The 16,285-nt window shown below is 46.4% G+C and carries 16 protein-coding genes and 2 pseudogenes; 8 read left to right on the top strand and 10 right to left on the bottom strand.

What is annotated here, in order from left to right:
* Positions 1-54 precede the first annotated feature (54 nt).
* The 3 genes from NQH49_RS08250 to NQH49_RS08240 all read left to right on the top strand — a co-directional run bounded on the left by NQH49_RS08250 (position 55) and on the right by NQH49_RS08240 (position 1,408).
* Positions 55-252, top strand: coding sequence for a hypothetical protein (locus NQH49_RS08250; RefSeq protein ID WP_008102837.1), 198 nt, complete (start codon positions 55-57; stop codon positions 250-252).
* Positions 253-1,062, top strand: coding sequence for a hypothetical protein (locus NQH49_RS08245; protein ID WP_256696281.1), 810 nt, complete (start codon positions 253-255; stop codon positions 1,060-1,062). It begins immediately after the preceding gene.
* 85 nt (positions 1,063-1,147) lie between these two features.
* Positions 1,148-1,408 (top strand): hypothetical protein, encoded by a 261-nt coding sequence (locus NQH49_RS08240; RefSeq protein ID WP_256696280.1) that lies wholly within the window; start codon positions 1,148-1,150, stop codon positions 1,406-1,408.
* Positions 1,409-1,443: 35 nt separating this feature from the next.
* Here the strand turns inward: NQH49_RS08240 and NQH49_RS08235 are convergent, their stop codons facing one another.
* The 4 genes from NQH49_RS08235 to NQH49_RS08220 form a co-directional block, all read right to left on the bottom strand.
* Positions 1,444-1,710: a biofilm development regulator YmgB/AriR family protein gene (locus NQH49_RS08235; RefSeq protein WP_256696279.1), complete on the bottom strand. Its 267-nt coding sequence runs from the start codon at positions 1,708-1,710 to the stop codon at positions 1,444-1,446.
* Positions 1,711-1,772: 62 nt separating this feature from the next.
* The gene (locus NQH49_RS08230) at positions 1,773-2,063 is read right to left on the bottom strand and encodes a hypothetical protein (protein WP_256696278.1); all 291 of its coding nucleotides are present in this window, start codon (positions 2,061-2,063) and stop codon (positions 1,773-1,775) included.
* Positions 2,064-2,184: 121 nt separating this feature from the next.
* On the bottom strand, positions 2,185-2,430 hold the full coding sequence (gene ycgZ, locus NQH49_RS08225) for a regulatory protein YcgZ (protein ID WP_007891089.1): 246 nt from the start codon (positions 2,428-2,430) through the stop codon (positions 2,185-2,187).
* 213 nt (positions 2,431-2,643) lie between these two features.
* Entirely contained in the window at positions 2,644-2,922 is a 279-nt protein-coding gene (locus NQH49_RS08220; protein ID WP_256696277.1) for a hypothetical protein, read from the bottom strand.
* A gap of 197 nt (positions 2,923-3,119) precedes the next feature.
* Between NQH49_RS08220 and NQH49_RS08215 the strand changes: the two genes are divergently transcribed.
* The 3 genes from NQH49_RS08215 (at position 3,120) to umuC (ending at position 5,457) form a co-directional block, all read left to right on the top strand.
* Entirely contained in the window at positions 3,120-3,632 is a 513-nt protein-coding gene (locus NQH49_RS08215) for a GNAT family N-acetyltransferase (protein WP_008102825.1), read from the top strand.
* Positions 3,633-3,772: 140 nt separating this feature from the next.
* Positions 3,773-4,195 (top strand): translesion error-prone DNA polymerase V autoproteolytic subunit, encoded by a 423-nt coding sequence (gene umuD / locus NQH49_RS08210; protein WP_256696276.1) that lies wholly within the window; start codon positions 3,773-3,775, stop codon positions 4,193-4,195.
* Positions 4,195-5,457 carry a translesion error-prone DNA polymerase V subunit UmuC gene (gene umuC, locus NQH49_RS08205; protein WP_256696274.1) on the top strand — a complete coding sequence of 421 codons (1,263 nt, stop codon included), beginning with the start codon at positions 4,195-4,197 and terminating at the stop codon, positions 5,455-5,457. Before umuD ends, umuC begins: the two co-directional genes overlap by 1 nt.
* Before the next feature lie 689 nt (positions 5,458-6,146).
* Here umuC and NQH49_RS08200 read toward each other — a convergent pair.
* Together NQH49_RS08200 and NQH49_RS08195 are read right to left on the bottom strand one after the other, a co-directional pair.
* Complete coding sequence (locus NQH49_RS08200; protein ID WP_256696273.1) at positions 6,147-7,985, bottom strand: UvrD-helicase domain-containing protein; 1,839 nt, start codon at positions 7,983-7,985, stop codon at positions 6,147-6,149.
* Positions 7,982-10,105, bottom strand: a complete 2,124-nt coding sequence (locus NQH49_RS08195; protein ID WP_256696272.1) for an ATP-dependent nuclease — start codon at positions 10,103-10,105, stop codon at positions 7,982-7,984. Before NQH49_RS08195 ends, NQH49_RS08200 begins: the two co-directional genes overlap by 4 nt.
* Positions 10,106-10,677: 572 nt before the next feature.
* On the opposite strand from NQH49_RS08195, the pseudogene NQH49_RS08190 reads away from it, so the two are divergent.
* Positions 10,678-11,008, top strand: a pseudogene (locus NQH49_RS08190) (DUF4113 domain-containing protein); the annotation flags it as partial.
* Positions 11,009-11,312: 304 nt separating this feature from the next.
* Here the strand turns inward: NQH49_RS08190 and NQH49_RS08185 are convergent.
* Positions 11,313-11,630 carry a HigA family addiction module antitoxin gene (locus tag NQH49_RS08185; protein WP_256696271.1) on the bottom strand — a complete coding sequence of 106 codons (318 nt, stop codon included), beginning with the start codon at positions 11,628-11,630 and terminating at the stop codon, positions 11,313-11,315.
* Positions 11,630-11,728 (bottom strand): annotated as a pseudogene (locus tag NQH49_RS08180) (type II toxin-antitoxin system RelE/ParE family toxin); the annotation flags it as partial. The pseudogene NQH49_RS08180 and the gene NQH49_RS08185, both read right to left, overlap by 1 nt.
* Positions 11,729-11,911: 183 nt before the next feature.
* Here NQH49_RS08180 and NQH49_RS08175 point away from each other — a divergent pair.
* Positions 11,912-12,163, top strand: a complete 252-nt coding sequence (locus NQH49_RS08175) for a hypothetical protein (RefSeq protein ID WP_008102814.1) — start codon at positions 11,912-11,914, stop codon at positions 12,161-12,163.
* 8 nt (positions 12,164-12,171) lie between these two features.
* On the opposite strand, the gene NQH49_RS08170 is transcribed toward NQH49_RS08175, so the two are convergent.
* Both NQH49_RS08170 and katE read right to left on the bottom strand, forming a co-directional pair.
* Positions 12,172-13,740, bottom strand: a complete 1,569-nt coding sequence (locus NQH49_RS08170) for a sensor domain-containing diguanylate cyclase (RefSeq protein ID WP_256696270.1) — start codon at positions 13,738-13,740, stop codon at positions 12,172-12,174.
* 271 nt (positions 13,741-14,011) lie between these two features.
* Entirely contained in the window at positions 14,012-16,276 is a 2,265-nt protein-coding gene (gene katE, locus NQH49_RS08165) for a catalase HPII (protein WP_256696269.1), read from the bottom strand.
* Positions 16,277-16,285: the final 9 nt, after the last annotated feature.

Below are 16,285 nucleotides of genomic sequence, written 5' to 3'. Positions count from 1 at the left end.
TCTTTGCAGGATGTGCCATAGTTCATGTTGATATGAAATATAAAGGATCCTGCTATGTTTGGCTTTTTAACCTCTCTTTTTGGTAGTCCCGAATCATTAGTGCAAGTCATGACGCGCCAGGACATTCAGGAATCGATTGAGGAAGGTGACAGAATTATTATTGATGAAGACGGCAACGCTTCGGTTAATCCATTGAGTCCTGAAGTACAGCGCGATTTTGCCCATCATGTCAGCACATTAAAGGATATTTAGATGGGCACGGCGATATTTATGGTAATGATGGTATGCGGTTATTGGTATACTAGCCGCGACATGTCGAGCCGTTTGAAAATTAAGCGCTCTTTTGGCTGGGATGTCTATTTTCTTATTGCACTGTATGGCTGCATATTTGTACTGCAAGGCGTGTTGGCGACCGCCATTATCTGGCTGATTCTGCTGGCCGCATCCGGTGTGAACAATGCCTTTGCCCTGACTTCGGCAGAAAATGTCCACTGGAATGTCGACTTCATGACGTGGAGTTTTTTAGGCATTCAGGCGCCGGTGGTATTGATGCTGGCCTTTGCCATCCTCTTCTGCATGTATCGCTCCAATTGGGCGGTGAGCGCCCGGCTTAACGCCGGCGGGCGCAAAGAGCTGTATCAGCGGCTTTCACGTTCCAACGGCATTGAACAGTTATTGCTGCAGTGCATGGAAGAAGGCGAACTGGCGTGGGTTACGCTGAAATCGCGCCGTATTTATATCGGTATGATTCATGCAGCAACGTTTGAGTATCCGAATACCGCCAATATTGTGTTGATCCCGATGCTAAGTGGCTATCGCGATTCACGCACGCTCAACCTGGCGATCGAGCATAATTACAGTTTGTGGTACCACAATCACGACATTGATTTCTCTTCGTCGCCGAAAAATGCCCTTGAGTTTCGCAAAGTGATTATGGTGCATCAAATAGAAAGTTTGTCGCTGTTTGATCCGGCTAGCGCCAGCGCATTAGCCATGGATAAGCAAAGCGGTAATAAACGCAAATGGATGAGGAGGTCTGCGCCTAAACGCGACTATCCATAATTTAATAATCAAAGATGCTGGCTTAATTGTTTATGTTGTACCGAGCCAGCAACTCTCCATAATAAGTCAAAATAATAAGGTAATCATGATGGACTTTAAAAAGTTCGAGGCCATTCTGCAGCTGTGGGGAGATTTACACTTCACAGGAATTGAATTACAACAGCGTGATAATAAAAGCGAAATTTACGCCACCGGCACCAATAATCATACCCAGAGTCAACTTTATATTTGCACGCTTTCTACTGAGATTGCGTCACATATTCAGTTAAAACAGTTTCGCACTTGGTTACACAGAATTAACATTGGTAAAGCAAAACGCCGGTTGGCTCTCTTACGAAAGGAGTAATGAGATTGTCCCCGCATGGGGGACAGAGAAGAATATCAGGCGTCGTCAGGCGTATAGCCCACCACAATTTCCAGCGTTTTGCGCAGCACATCGGCTTCAGCATCACTTTCTGCGGTTTCCAGCGCCATAATCAGACAAAGAATAATCGATTTATTACTGACTCGTCCTTCCGTGGCCAGCACGTGGCGGATAACCCTATCCAATACGGCAGCTTCGTTTTTTAGCGTACTGTCTGCATTGCGAAAATGCTCTGCCAACTCGGTGTCAGGCAGTGCAGCATAGAGGTTGTGATTTTCCGACATGATTCCAGTCCCGTGATTGCGTATATTCCCGCATTGCTATGTCCTCAATGCGAGCCAATCGGTCAATGTTTACGATTGTTGCCAGACTGCTGGTTATGACCAAACAGCTGAAGAACGTTGTCTCGCTGCGGCTGCTCTTCGCGCAATTTTTTCCCCGCCGAAATGCTGTTGCGCACATCGGTGATGGCGGCAGTGATCGCTGCACGCTGTTCGTCATCGGTGCTCTGCTGTTTCATCAGCGTCAGCTGATCCATCAGCGCCTGAGTATTAACGGGCCCCGGGCGCTGCAGCAACGCCAGCGCGGCTTCGCCAATAATTTCATCGATTATTTTCTGCTGTTCACTTCTATTCATAACGAATCATTCATAACGAATCTCTGATCGCCGTTTCGCCCCGGAGCGGGGCGAAACCAGTGTGGGAGCGTATTCAGAGTAAAATTCTAATACTTGTACAAGTTTGAAATCTGACAGGCTCTCAGCTTTCGCGTTCAAATAATAAGCCAATCAGCTGATGATAGTGATGCTCTTCTTCGGCGTTGGCGGCCAGTTCCAGTCTGCGCAGCAGCTTGGTACAGAGCGATTTGCGGTTGAGATTACGGCCTTCGCGTAAGATTTCAACCACGATCTGACCCAATGTTTCCTGCTGCGATGGCAGCGACGCTTTGCTGAAGTAGTTGGCAATGGCCTCGACTGAACTCGGCGTGTATCCGTTCTGACGCATAATTGACCCCAATAATTAAAAAAGTTAGATCATTTGACCTAAGTAAAGTTGTACAGGTAGCAAAAAGCTGTACAAGGAGCTTACTCAAGTTAGCAGGCGGGATTTGTTGCAAAAAGTGCTAATAAAGGTGAATTAGGATAATTGGAAAGCTTTTATTTCCAAATCCGTGCGCTCAGCGCCGAAAGTCATCGACGCGTGAGCTTATTGGGCTGGTCAACTGTCGTCGGTATCGGCCGAAGGCATTCTGACGCTGCCTTCCTGACGACTCAACCCGCGCAACGCGGAATGGACGCGGTTATCGCTGCCCGCCGGTTGACGGTGCGTGAGCAACCATTGCTGAGCCTGGGCAATGCGCTGCTGCTGTTGCGTGTTTTGCTCTTTTCTCGCCATGCGCGCGAGCTCTGTCAGCAGCGATGAGACGCTGACATCCTCACGACGTAGCAGTAACGCATAGGCGGCTTCGCCGATAATTTTAGGTTGCGAATCTGACATCTTCTACCTCCTGAGAATATGGGCTTACGCTTAGTTCTCACTACTCACTATAGATCATCAGCGTGATACCTTGTTAACAGAAAGCTCTGGTTATCTTGGGTTTTTGTTACTAACACGTTATGGTAACTGCCCTTCGGTGGCCTCTGCTCGCACCGACGATGTGAATTAATAACAAGAATGAAGCAAGGAAATCTGGCATGGAGTTCACCATACGCAAAGCCAAGGCAGAGGATGCAGAGCTGCTGCACCTGCTGGGGCGCATGACCTACAGCGCGCATTTTAAACATATGTGGGTTTCCGCAGAAGAGCTGGATGCCTTTATCGACAAGGAATATGGCCTGGCGGAGCTGAATAGCAGCCTCGCGGCCCCCAACGAGAGCTGGCTGATCGCCGAGACCGACAAGCCGATTGGCTTTGCCAAAGTCACCTGGAACACGCCGGTACCGGATTCCGGCATGAGCGGCGCGCTGCTGAATAAGCTGTACCTCAATCCGGAAGAAACCGGCAAAAATTACGGCCGCTGGATGTTCGAGAGCATCATCAATGAAGCGCGCGACAAGCGTGAAGGCTATCTGTGGCTGGAAGTGTTAGGCGATAATGTGCGTGCACGTAAGTTCTATGAAGCCTTTGGCATGCAGCACATCAAAGACATTCCGTTTGTTACCGCCTCGCAGCAGAGCACCCTGCAGATCATGGGAATGATGATTTAAGCGCAGCGGCACGCCATTCGGCACAAAATAAATATCCTTTGTTGCCAACTGTTTTGCAAATCATTGCCGGTTCTGGCTTGATCAAACTGCCCAATCGACATTACTGTATACACATACAGTAATGATTTGAGATCGCAGCCATGCAGTTTTATCAGCCCGCGGAAATCCGCGCCATTCTCGCCTTACCCTTGTTCATCAGCCGCGTGCCCTGCGGCTTTCCGTCCCCAGCTCAGGACTACGTTGAACAACGCATCGACCTCAACGACTTTTTAGTCGATCACCCCAGTTCAACCTACTTCATCAGAGTCAGCGGTGACTCGATGATCGACATCGGGATCAATGAGGGCGACATGCTGGTGGTGGACAGCTCGCTGAAACCCAAACACGGTGACATTGTGGTGGCGTCACTTTCCGGCGAGTTCACCGTGAAACAGCTGATGCTGCAGCCTTACCTGCATCTCAAACCGATGAACGCAACCCATGCGATTATCGCCATTCCTGACGCCGATGAGTTCGAAGTCTTCGGCATCGTTAAACACGTGATTAAAACCATAGGCCGCTGATGTTTGCCCTGGTGGATGTGAACTCGTTTTACGCCAGCTGTGAAACGGTGTTTCGCCCGGATCTGCGTGGCAAACCGATTGTGGTGCTGTCGAATAACGACGGCTGCATTATTTCCCTGAGCAGAGAAGCCAAGGCGCTGGGCATCAAGATGGGCGCGCCCTACTTCAAACATCGCGAAGAGCTGATGCGTCACAAAGTGGTGGTGTTCTCGTCTAACTATGCGTTGTATGGCGATATGTCGCGCCGCGTGATGGAGACGCTGGCGCTGATATCCACGCGTGTGGATGAGTATTCCATTGACGAAGCCTTCGTTGATGTTACCGGCATCAATGCCTGCATGACGTTTGAACAGTTAGGCTGCGATATCCGCGACCGCATTTATCAGGACACCCATCTGCGCGTGGGTGTCGGCATTGCACCGACCAAAACCCTCGCCAAACTCGCCAACTGGGCGGCCAAACGCTGGACCAAAGCCGAGAACGTGATGGATCTCTCTTTGCCCCACCGTCAGCGCGAGTTGATGAAACTCGTCAAGGTTGAAGAGGTGTGGGGCGTGGGCCGGCGCTTATCGAAAAAGCTCAACCTGATGGGGATCAACACCGCGCTGGAATTAGCGGAAACCCCAACCGCGCTGATCCGGAAACACTTCGGCGTGGTGCTGGAGCGCACGGTACGTGAATTATGTGGCGAGTCTTGTCTGGCGTTTGAGGAGGTGGTTCCCAACCGACAAAATATTCTCTGCTCGCGCTCGTTTGGCGATCGTATTACCGAATATCAGGATATGCGCGAAGCCATCGCCAATTACGCCGCGCGCGCCGCAGAGAAGCTGCGCAGCGAGCGGCAATATTGCCGTCATATCGGGACGTTTATTCGCACCAGCCCGCACGATGCGCATCATCCTTATTACGCCAATGCGGCCAGTCAAACCTTGATTACGCCCACCGCTGACAGTCGCGATATTATTCAGGCCACGCTTAATTGTTTAGATCGTATCTGGGTTCCCGGTAAGCGTTATATGAAAGGCGGCGTGATGTTGGGCGATTTCTTTAGCGATGGCGTGGCGCAGCTTGATCTGTTTGCGGAATATCAGCCGCGTCATAATAGTGACCAACTGATGGCCCTGATCGATAAGATGAATGCCCACCAGCGCGGCGCGCTATGGTTTGCTGGCCAGGGGATTCAGAAACCCTGGTCGATGAAGCGCGATATGCTGTCACCGGCGTACACCACCCGGCTGGCGGATCTACCGGTGGCGAAGTAAGTCCCTCCACTTATCTAAATATTTCGAGATATGAAAGAATGAATCCACCGGTGGGCTAGCATTTATCACACGATACAGTATCTTTATCCTAATAAATTCAGTATAGGCGTTCTAACTGCGTGAAATTTGACAGTCCTATTAAATTCCCCAGCATAATTTTATAGCGTAGAAAATATTTTAGAACGTTTCCTTACTAGAAATATAATATCATTAAATAAATAAAAATAATTTAAAGTGTATATAATTAATAAAATATTTTTTCGTTAGTTTGAAAAAATGCAAGTATCGAAAAATGGTGATAATGGATTTTCATTATCACCATTAGTTTGCTCAGAAGGTTCATAGGTACGTTCTATACTGAATTTTCACTTAGCGCCTTTACTCTCAGCCCTCCAACCAAGGTAAATTGATACCTGAAGGTCCATAAATATACCCCCCACTTATCCAAAACTTCCCACTATGCTTCGGGCCATAAATATAATTATCAGAGATCCAATACTTCCCCGAATTTTTAGGCCCATAAATGTAACCATTAGAAATCCAAAATTTACCTGATTCCTTTGGCCCATATATATAATTACCAGATATCCAATACAGTCCTGAACTCATCAAAACACCTATTGACAATATATATAAACAACCCTTTATGAAAATGCTAGCAAGAAACAAAAACATTAAAAATCATACAATCAATCACCTAACTCCACTTGATCTGGACAAAGTAGTCCCGAACCTAATAACTCATTCTTAGCTTCTTCAGGATCTGGCGTGAATAAAATTACTCGTAAGTCATCTAGGGCTCGAGAAAAAGACACATATGCTAATTTCCTTCCTCGGTTGAGTTGTCCCTCAGTGGGATGACCCGATAATCCGGGCGTTAAAATCTTCCCAAAATTATAGTTATTCCAGCTAGCCTCAACATCATCATAAACAACTAAAACTTTTTTATACTCTTCACCTTTAACTCCATGCTGGGTACTATAAGGAGTATTTTGTGATATGAAATGATAATAAGCCATCAACTCTTTTGTGTCCATGGAGAAAAGTGAGTCAGTTAGCCAGTCATTCTTTTCAATACCATGAACTTCAGGGTCAAAAATTTCTGTTCGAGGATTTCTTAGTAAATGGGACTGTAAAAGATCACTTATTTCAATAAGTTGATTTTCCATACAGAATTGTAGAATATCTCTGATTGTCCCTTCACACCAAATTTTATATAACTGCTCTACGAAAGAAACTGACAAATCAATAATTGACTGTAAGGATTTTGTAGCATTTGGTCCTTCGGAGTTAAAGAAAGGACAATTACTTTGCAGAACAGATAACACCTTCCTCTTATCTCCTTTTTGGTGTGATATGATCAAAGGGCAGATTAATGAGATTAATGGATGTAATAAATAATGTTCCCCTGATTCAAATAGCTCCTGAGAACGTATTGATGAATAACCTCCAGTAAATAGTTTATTAATAGTAGGAAACCCTAAACGCCTAGCGATCATTTGCCTGACTAAAAACAAACGCATTACATTATCTTCTTTGTCCCACGCCCAATTCATAAGTGCCTTATCCATTTTCGATAGAGCACGTGATATTTGTTCTTCTGAATATTGGTTTCTTGGAAGTTCAGGAACTTCTGCTTTAATTAGATGAAAAACAACACTCCCTTCACGTTCAGAATTTTCCCCTGCAGGATATTGACAAAGGTCTTTACGAAAAGCATTAAGTAGTTTTATTACACTTATTGAACATCTAAAGTTTTCATCTTTCTTTATTATCTCACCATTTTTGGGAGGGAAAAAATCACCTATACTGCCATCATATATTTGTTGCCAAGGATCGCCAAAATATCCAGTCAAGGGTAAACAATTCCCATCACCTAATAAATTAAAGCCAGCCAGAATATCTCCATTAGTATCTTGTGCTTCATCGATAAAGATATACGGATAACGTAACCCAAGAATTTTTCTAAAAGTTACGTTATTATTTAAGAGATATACTGCGATTGAAATAATATCATCATGACCAAGCTTACCTTCAAGATAATTTCCATAGTTTGAATCACTGTAATGGAAGGAAGATACAGTGTGTAATGCATCTAACTCCCTCTGAATAAGCTCTGCCTTGTTACGAGCTGCTAAAGCTGACTTACTCTTCCCTCCATTATCTTTACCCTTCTCTTTTTCAATTAAAAGAGGAAGCCGGAAATTAATTAATGACTTTCTTATGTCATGATTAAAACCAGAAAGTTGAGCCCATAAAAAGCTATGCAATGTACTGACTTCGAAAACATCATCAAACTCAAGACGTTTTTTTATTACGTTTACAGCTCTTTTAGTAAAGGTTATACAGGCAATCTTTTGTCCATTTTGTCGTAATTTTCGTCCTTCTTTATGGAGTACAGACTTTAATGTTTTAATAAGTAAGCTAGTCTTCCCTGATCCTGCACCTGCAATAACTGCAAAGCTAATATTTTTATTTAAGCAATCTTCTATTCTTATCTCTGCTTCAGTAACTCTATAATCAATCATACAGATGCCTCTGAAGTCTCACTAATAGTTGATTTAAAATTACTTTCATCATTACTTAATGTGGGACATAAAAACCCTTCCAGCCATTTCAAACCTTCGGTTATGTAAGATGGAACCACCCAATCTTTATTAATAAGTAATCTCATTGCAAAGTCAGTCTTTTTGAAACTATCTGAGCGAATATGATTATATATTTCATCATATGCCTTACGAAGATCTTTTGGGATTTTTATTCCGATGTAAAGCTCATCGGAGCGAAGAAGTGAGAAATTTTCATAAGCAATTGCCTCTTCAAGAGTTCTAGGCCGCATTGATAAGCTTGATCCATCTTCAATAACATTTACATCCATTCCAAAAGCAATGAATCTATTATGCTCAATACTAATCTTGTCATCATAATTCATATTTATGAGATCACTGATAGTATTTTTTTTGCACAACCTTTTAAGTGACGCATTTGAGGTTCTTGCACCTAAAACATCAGCTCGGCAAGTTTTAAGTCTTCCTTGCGGCTCAACAGAATCAAGATCGGTGATAACAAGATAAGGAATATGTAAAAACTTCAACAATCCTTCGAATCTATGTGCAAAAGCCCCCCCCACCTCAAGAATGGTCAGGAAAGTTGTTCCTAATCTGCTAGCAACCTTATCTATCATAGAAGGCATTAATAATTTTTCAACGGCACCTTCAACAAGAATAGCCGCGTCAGAAAAGAAAAGATCGCAATGTGTTAGTCGTAAATATTGTTTAAGGAATGTAAGAGCCTGAGCTTGAGAAATTAATTCCTGATCATCCTCTTCTAATTGCAACTCAATTTCCGGTCGGAATGCACGCAGGCTATGAACTGATGAAGCATTAAGAATTTTGCTGTCAATAACATCAACTGTTTTACATCTTTGGAAATACCGAACTTTCTCGAAATCAACGGAATCTAAAATGTGAGTTGAGTGTGTAGTGACTATAACTTGAGGAGCCATGGTAGTAATACCATTTTGCAAAGACGCATCATTAATAACTTTCCACACGTTATTTATAAAAGTCTGTTGCACCTGAGCATGAAGATGTGCTTCGGGTTCTTCAATAAAAATCAATAGACAAAATGGCCGATTATTTTCCAATGATATCCATTGCGAATGAAAATGCCTTGCCTGAATTGCCATATAAATTAAATTCTTAAAACCTAATCCATTATAAAGCTCAGGTAACTCATGATTTAATACAGAATCCACGTACAATAGGTCGGTATTGCCTTTCAAAGCTGTTTCAGGACTCAAAGATGAGATTATTTTTAATTCTCTTTCACTTGCAGATGGAACACCTAGCCCACGAATAAGATCTAGTAAAGGTTTAAATTGCTTCTTGTAATGCAATGACAGCTTTTCGTTGTTTTCATCAATTACTTTATGGGCTTCTTCAAATAAATCTGCTTTTTTTAAATTTTTATTATAAAATGTTGCAAAGGCGGAGGAAAGACGATTGCTACCGCTATCATCATTATCATTAATATTCCTTTGAGCATCGACAAACTCAACTTTTAATAATTTTTTAATGATGTCCTTAGCAATTTTATAGTCTAGTAACTCTGATTCAACATATCCGCCACTTTCAGACCCTCTTTTATAAAGAGCATGATAAATAAATCCAGTGTGTATTTTAAAGTTATTATCGACATTCAAATATTGAAAGAGTGATTTATTCCTGCCAACACCTTCAATTTCAGGGTAAGCGGAAAAATAATTTTCTTTAAGTTTCGCAGGCTCCTCAAAAACTAATGAGAGGCGAATTCCGATCTCATTAAGATCTTCATAACGGTCAAGCAAATGAAACGCTTGTCCAAAAGCTATTGAACTGGGGTCAATTTTAAACCACAAATCTAAATTTATTTCTGGAAGATCTTCTCTACCATTAGAATCAATAAATTTTTGGAACTCTGGAATGAGGATTACCGAAAAGTCATAAATACTGAATTCTCTCCCACCCAAAAAACATCTAAATATTGCTGTTGCTGTTGTTTTACCACTATTATTGGGTCCAACGAAGATAGTCTCTTTTTCTTCAATATCAATTTTAACGTCAACAAGACGTCGGAAATTACGTATACCAATTTCACTTAGTTTCATACCTAATCCTTATTTTTTATCATACAAATCTGTGTGCGTTGATACTTTTATGATTTGAGTTAAATATCTAAAAAAGATGATTGGTAATGAATATATAGATCCATTCATGGACGACGAGTATACAAACCATCCTGAAATACTAAAATCCACCTTACGGAATAGTCAAGAAATTTTACAGCAATAAGATGAAAAAACGCATAGCAAAAGGAAATGATAAACAAAACATTTTGTAATCGATTGAATTATAAGTACTTATAAAGACATTGGTTAACTAGCTATTTAAAGCCACACTCCAAAACATTAGAGATTAAGATTAATGCATTAATCTTTTATGATACGTTTACTCTTGAGATATAGAGCATCAACGCTCGTGTAATGCTAAAAAAAATGAAACCAAATTAACAATCGCATTTTTCGATATTTTATGTAATTTAATTAACAAACACATACTTCATGAACCCTCAAGATATTGGTGTTAACAATGAATGGAAAAAGCATGAGAAAACGTCATATTTTATTTATAAATGATCACCATGGTATTTTAATAAAATTTTGAAGCCGAAAAATCACAACCTAATATTGACAATGGCAAAATTATTCAGGGCAAGATCAACTGTTTAGATCGCATCTGGGTTCCCGGTAAGCGTTATACGAAAGGCGGCGTAATGCTGGGCGATTTCTTTAGCGATGGCGTGGCGCAGTTTGATCTGTTTGCGGAATATCAGCCGCGCCATAACACATAACAGTGACCAATTAATGGCCCTGATCGACAAGATGAGCGCCCACCAGCGCGGCGCGCTATGGTTTGCCGGGCAAGGCATTCAGAAACCCTGGTCGATGAAGCACGAGATGCTGTCCCCGGCGTACACCACCCGGCTGGCGGATCTGCCGGTAGCGAAGTAACCGCTTCACGCTTGAATTATGCCAATGCGATATTCAGGCCCTGACACAACCACAGCTTAATAGCATCTGGAGAACCGGGTTCGGCGAAAAGATGTTTCAGCAGATCAAAAAAACGCGCCAGTCAGCGTAATGCTCGTCAGTTAAGCTTCTTTCGGTCACCATAAATGGCGACCCTACAAAGCATTGGCGTGTTTTCCGTAGGGTGCGCATTCATGCGCACCTGCATGCATAGGCAAATTAATGCTTAACTGAGCGGCATTACGGCAGTCAGCGCGGTTTTTTGCAGGTATCTGGCGTGGGTGCGTTACTTTGCCGCCCTGTTCACCTCAGAAGCGGCATTCATACCCGGGTGCAGATTTACACCGGAAACGTCAGTGGTTTCTCGTGCCTTATGCAGGTCGCATGCAGCCTGCATTGATAGCCACAGGCGCGCCGCAATACCCAGCCCCGCCTCGAGCCGCACCGCCATTTCAGGGCTGACCGATGCTTTCCCGCTGGCGACTTTGCTCAGCGCTGAAGCAGAAACACCAAGCTCTTTCGCCAGTACGCGCAAGCCAACATTGTTATCTTCGATGTATTCGGTGATCAGACCGCCCGGATGCGGGGGATTGAACATTGCCATCAGTGGTAGTCCTCCAGGTTGAGAATATAGGCATCGCCGTCGGTGAATTCGAAGGTGATACGCCAGTCAGCCCTGACCGTTAATGAAAACAGGTTTTTCTAAACCACATGTTTCCCGACAGGAAATAGATCTAAATCTTTCTTTTTCCCAGCGTACCACAGACTCAAGCCCTGAGAGGATCTACCGGTGGCGAAGTAAGCGCTTCACGCTTGAATTACACGCATGCCAATGCGATATTCAGGCCCTGACACAGCCACAGCTTAATAACATCTGGAGAACCTATGTCGAATGAAGAACGCGTAAACGAGCTGGAAGAAACGGTAAACCAGCTGCAGATTGAAGTCGCTGCCTTGCGCGAGTTAATGATTAAGCAGGTGGCGGTTAATAACATCACCTTTAAAGGGAAATATGATGAGGTGATTATTCAGCTGGCGAAAGAATATGAAGAGCGCGGCTTAGAGGACGAAAGGAATAGCCAGATGCACGAAGCGCTACGTCAATATATCAAATACCAGCTGCCTGCCGTGGAATAAACCCACGGTTATTTCTGCTCTTCTGGCAGCGAGGCGATATTTATGCCTTTCGCCCCATCACGCCCTTCACGCTTTGCCTGATACAAAGCATGATCGGCGTATTCCAGCAGTTTCACGGCGCTCACCGCCGCCGCCGTAACGGTGGTGGCGCAGCCGGCACTGAGCGTGACATGGCCAACGGGCGAAGCAACATGGGGAAGCTGCATCACCCTCACCGCTTCAACCACGCGATTGGCAATGGTCATCCCTTCACCAAATGAGGTATCCGGTAATATCAGTGCAAACTCCTCGCCGCCATAGCGCGCGGCCATGTCTGAACGTCTTCCAGTGACAGACGACAGCACCTCGCCAACCACTTTCAGGCATTTATCCCCGGCAATGTGGCCATAGGTGTCGTTGTAGTGTTTGAAGAAATCAATATCCATCATGATAAGCGAGAGCGGTTTGCCGCTGGCCGCCGCATGGGTTAACGCTTCACGCAGGAAACGATCAAATTCCCGGCGATTCGCCAGCCCGGTTAAGCCATCAACATGCGCGAGTTTGTTCAGCGTCAGGTTGGCGTTGTGCAGTTCGTCACGCAGCAGCGTCAGCTCCTGCTGGTAGCGCAACACGCGACGCGCCTGACGCAGCTGGAAAGTGCCGAGTAAGATGATGGTCAGCAGCAGAATAATGCTGAGCAGAATATCCTGCGCCCGACCGTTGACCCACACGTGAAACAGATCGTCGCTGTTGTAACCTGCTGCAACAATAATCGGATAACGATCGGAACGGGCAAAACCAAAGATACGCGGTTGCCCATCCAGCACCGATCGCCACTGCCCGCTGCCGCGATCCATCTTAGCCAGCATCTCCTGAAACAGCGGGCTGGCTGAGAGATTCATACCGATGTAACTGTCTGGCATCGGACGCGCATAGAGCACGGTGCTATCAGCCAGCATTAACACCAGCACATCGCGTGCACCGATCTCATAGTAGCTGTAGAAGCGGCGGAAAAAATCCACCTTGATGGTGGCCAGCAACACGCCCTTAAATCCACCACTGGCATCACTGACGCGCAGGGAAACGGGGATCACCAAATCGCCGGTGCTACGACTGGTGATCACCGGGCTAATATGCACGCTGTTACGATGGTTGCTGCGCTGAAAGGTGAAGTATTCACGATCGGAGTTATTAATATTGTTGGGCACGCGTTCAGCAGAGGTCGCGATCCACTTGCCCTCGGCATCGTAATAGAAGAGTCCATGCAGTTGTGGCAGACGACGTTGCAGCTCGCGCATGGTGTTACTCAGATCGGCGCCCTGAATATGTGTGGCCAGCTGCAGCTGGAGATCACGCTGCATCTGCCGCAGCGACAGCTCCGTCTGCAAAAAGGTATCTTCCGCCTGACGCGACTGCGACAGCGCCAGGTTCATCGCCGTTTGCTGCGTTTGTCGCACGGTGCCGAGCCAGTCTTCGCGCAGCGTCCAGATGCTCATCCCCACGACGGTGATAATCAAAAAGAGACCGGACAGCACAATACTTTGCTGCAAACCCGCGTCAGATGTCGCCTTAGGATCCATTTTTCTTTTTAACGGCATGTTGTCCTCTGTTTTCAAGCTACAACAGAGTTAAGCATGTAATGGGTGCAGTACGTGATAAGGCGGATATATTTCGGACCATCGATAACTCATATGACCAGTAACGAGATATTACTGTAGTATAGCTCCACCACACACAGTGGCTGCACTACGGCACGCGTTTACAACGAGATCATTCGGTAGTCACATCGACCAGCCCGCGAAATGCGGGCTTTTTTTATTTGAGAGGCAGAGAGAGCAGGACGGAGCAGAAAGCGCCGCCCTGAGGGTTTTATGCCGCGACGGTCAGCGCTTTTTTACTGCGCGACCAGACGCGATGGGATGCCATCAACGCGAGGAAATCCGCCATAAAGCTGCCTTCGGCTTTCACCGCTTCCACCAGCCCTTCTTCGGTTTCATTATCCTGCACGTTGAACTGCGCTTTGAATCGGCGCGCATTACCGCTCAGACCAATGGCTTTCAGATGCTTATACGCTTCCAGCAGGAAATAGCGCGCATCGCCGCTCAGCAGCAACGCATCAATATTGCCATCCGGCACAATCACCGCATCAAAGGTCAGCGAAGGAAGACCGGTAAAGGTGGCATCAACCGGCAGCACCGAGCCGTCGTCCGCCAGCACTTGCCCCATATGCGCCGCCAGGATTTTAGCATGCACGCCCTGCGCTTTTAGCGCCTGCAGAATCGCCAGCACGTCGGCAGCTTTCACGCCGTCACTCAGCAGTAACGCCACCTGACGGCCCTTAATATCGCCGCTCGGTTGCGCATAAAGACTGAGACTTTCATCCTTCGTCAAGCCATTCACATCCTTCGGCGGCGCGGTGTTGAGCTGTTCATCACTTAGCTTCAGACCGAGATTGGTGGCGACAGCCTGCGCCAGCGAGACATCAATCTGCAGCAGATGATCGACCACGCGTTCGCGAATATAAGGACGCGCCACCTTACTGAGCTCAAACGAATAAGCGCCAATAATGTGCTGCTGCTCTTCCGCCGTCTGGCTCAGCCAAAACAGCCGTGGCTGCGAATAATATTCGCCAAACGATGGGCTACGCTCGCGCACCTTGCTGCCTTCCACCCGCTCCTGATAGCTCTCGAATCCGCCCTCTTTTGCCGCTGGCGGCACTTCACGTGGCCAGTTGTTGTTGATGGAGTTCGGTTCGTAGTTGGCCGGATTGGTATCGATTTCCGTGCGATGCATGCCCTGACGCTGGAAATTGTGGTACGGGCAAACCGGACGGTTGATCGGGATCTCATGGAAGTTCGGCCCACCCAAGCGGCTGATTTGCGTATCGGTGTAGGAGAACAAACGGCCCTGCAGCAGCGGATCGTTGCTGAAATCCAGCCCCGGCACAATGTGGCCCGGATGGAACGCGACCTGTTCGGTTTCGGCGAAGAAGTTGTCCGGATTGCGGTTGAGCACCATTTTGCCGACCAGCTCAACCGGCACCAGCTCTTCCGGAATCAGTTTGGTGGCATCGAGAATGTCGAAATCGAACTTGAACTCATCCTCTTCCGGGATCAGCTGCAAACCCAGTTCATATTCCGGGAAATCGCCCGCTTCAATCGCTTCCCACAGATCGCGGCGATGGAAGTCAGGATCGCGGCCGGTCAGCTTCTGCGCTTCATCCCACAGCAGCGAAGCTTTGCCTGCCACCGGTTTCCAGTGGAAACGCACGAAGGTGGATTTACCTTCGGCGTTAATCAGGCGGAACGTATGGATACCGAAACCTTCCATGGTGCGATAGCTGCGCGGAATGCCGCGATCCGACATCGCCCAGATGACGTTATGCAGCGTTTCCGGTTGCAGCGAGACATAATCCCAGAAGGTGTCATGGGCGCTCTGCCCTTGCGGAATTTCGTTGTGCGGCTCGGGTTTCACCGCATGCACAAAGTCCGGGAATTTATGCGCATCCTGAATGAAAAACACCGGCGTGTTGTTGCCGACTAAATCAAATACGCCCTCATCGGTATAGAACTTGGTGGCGAATCCACGGATATCGCGCACCGTATCAGCCGATCCTGCGCCACCTTGTACGGTGGAAAAACGCACGAAGACGGGTGTGATTTTTTCGGCATCGCTGAGGAAGCCTGCTTTGGTCAGTTTTTCCAACGAGCGATAAGGCTGGAAATAGCCGTGCGCCGCCGAACCGCGCGCATGCACGATACGCTCAGGAATGCGTTCGTGGTCAAAATGCGTGATTTTTTCACGCATGATGAAGTCTTCAAGCAGCGTAGGCCCGCGCGAACCGGCACGCAGCGAGTTCTGATCGTTGGCGATACGGGTGCCCTGATTAGTGGTCAGGTCGGCGTTTTCGCCATTTTTGCGGTACTCATCGAGCTGCTCAAGTTTGCTGTTTTGCGTGGCGGGCGCTTTCAGGCTACCGGGCGCGGTGGGTTGTTTGCCCGGCGGCGTCGGTTCGGCGGCAGGTTTATGTCCACCGCCTTGCGGTGCTAAATCACCTAATCCTGGCTCAGAGGTTTCTGGCCCTTTATGCGGCGCGGTATGGGTTAAATTCTGTTCTTTTTTATCTTTCGACATGTGACATGC

The organism is Pantoea trifolii (genome assembly GCF_024506435.1).
Classification (GTDB): domain Bacteria; phylum Pseudomonadota; class Gammaproteobacteria; order Enterobacterales; family Enterobacteriaceae; genus Pantoea; species Pantoea trifolii.
This window is presented reverse-complemented; position numbering and strand designations above follow the sequence as displayed.

Coding starts and splice junctions, on each gene's coding strand:
- NQH49_RS08240 (WP_256696280.1), top strand. CDS start 1,148: ATGATGGACTTTAAAAAGTTCGAGGCCATTCTGCAGCTGTGGGGAGAT.
- NQH49_RS08200 (WP_256696273.1), bottom strand. CDS start 7,985: ATGATTGATTATAGAGTTACTGAAGCAGAGATAAGAATAGAAGATTGC.
- NQH49_RS08215 (WP_008102825.1), top strand. CDS start 3,120: ATGGAGTTCACCATACGCAAAGCCAAGGCAGAGGATGCAGAGCTGCTG.
- umuD (WP_256696276.1), top strand. CDS start 3,773: ATGCAGTTTTATCAGCCCGCGGAAATCCGCGCCATTCTCGCCTTACCC.
- NQH49_RS08170 (WP_256696270.1), bottom strand. CDS start 13,740: ATGCCGTTAAAAAGAAAAATGGATCCTAAGGCGACATCTGACGCGGGT.
- NQH49_RS08195 (WP_256696272.1), bottom strand. CDS start 10,105: ATGAAACTAAGTGAAATTGGTATACGTAATTTCCGACGTCTTGTTGAC.
- NQH49_RS08250 (WP_008102837.1), top strand. CDS start 55: ATGTTTGGCTTTTTAACCTCTCTTTTTGGTAGTCCCGAATCATTAGTG.
- ycgZ (WP_007891089.1), bottom strand. CDS start 2,430: ATGCGTCAGAACGGATACACGCCGAGTTCAGTCGAGGCCATTGCCAAC.
- NQH49_RS08245 (WP_256696281.1), top strand. CDS start 253: ATGGGCACGGCGATATTTATGGTAATGATGGTATGCGGTTATTGGTAT.
- katE (WP_256696269.1), bottom strand. CDS start 16,276: ATGTCGAAAGATAAAAAAGAACAGAATTTAACCCATACCGCGCCGCAT.
- NQH49_RS08230 (WP_256696278.1), bottom strand. CDS start 2,063: ATGAATAGAAGTGAACAGCAGAAAATAATCGATGAAATTATTGGCGAA.
- NQH49_RS08220 (WP_256696277.1), bottom strand. CDS start 2,922: ATGTCAGATTCGCAACCTAAAATTATCGGCGAAGCCGCCTATGCGTTA.
- NQH49_RS08235 (WP_256696279.1), bottom strand. CDS start 1,710: ATGTCGGAAAATCACAACCTCTATGCTGCACTGCCTGACACCGAGTTG.
- NQH49_RS08175 (WP_008102814.1), top strand. CDS start 11,912: ATGTCGAATGAAGAACGCGTAAACGAGCTGGAAGAAACGGTAAACCAG.
- NQH49_RS08185 (WP_256696271.1), bottom strand. CDS start 11,630: ATGGCAATGTTCAATCCCCCGCATCCGGGCGGTCTGATCACCGAATAC.
- umuC (WP_256696274.1), top strand. CDS start 4,195: ATGTTTGCCCTGGTGGATGTGAACTCGTTTTACGCCAGCTGTGAAACG.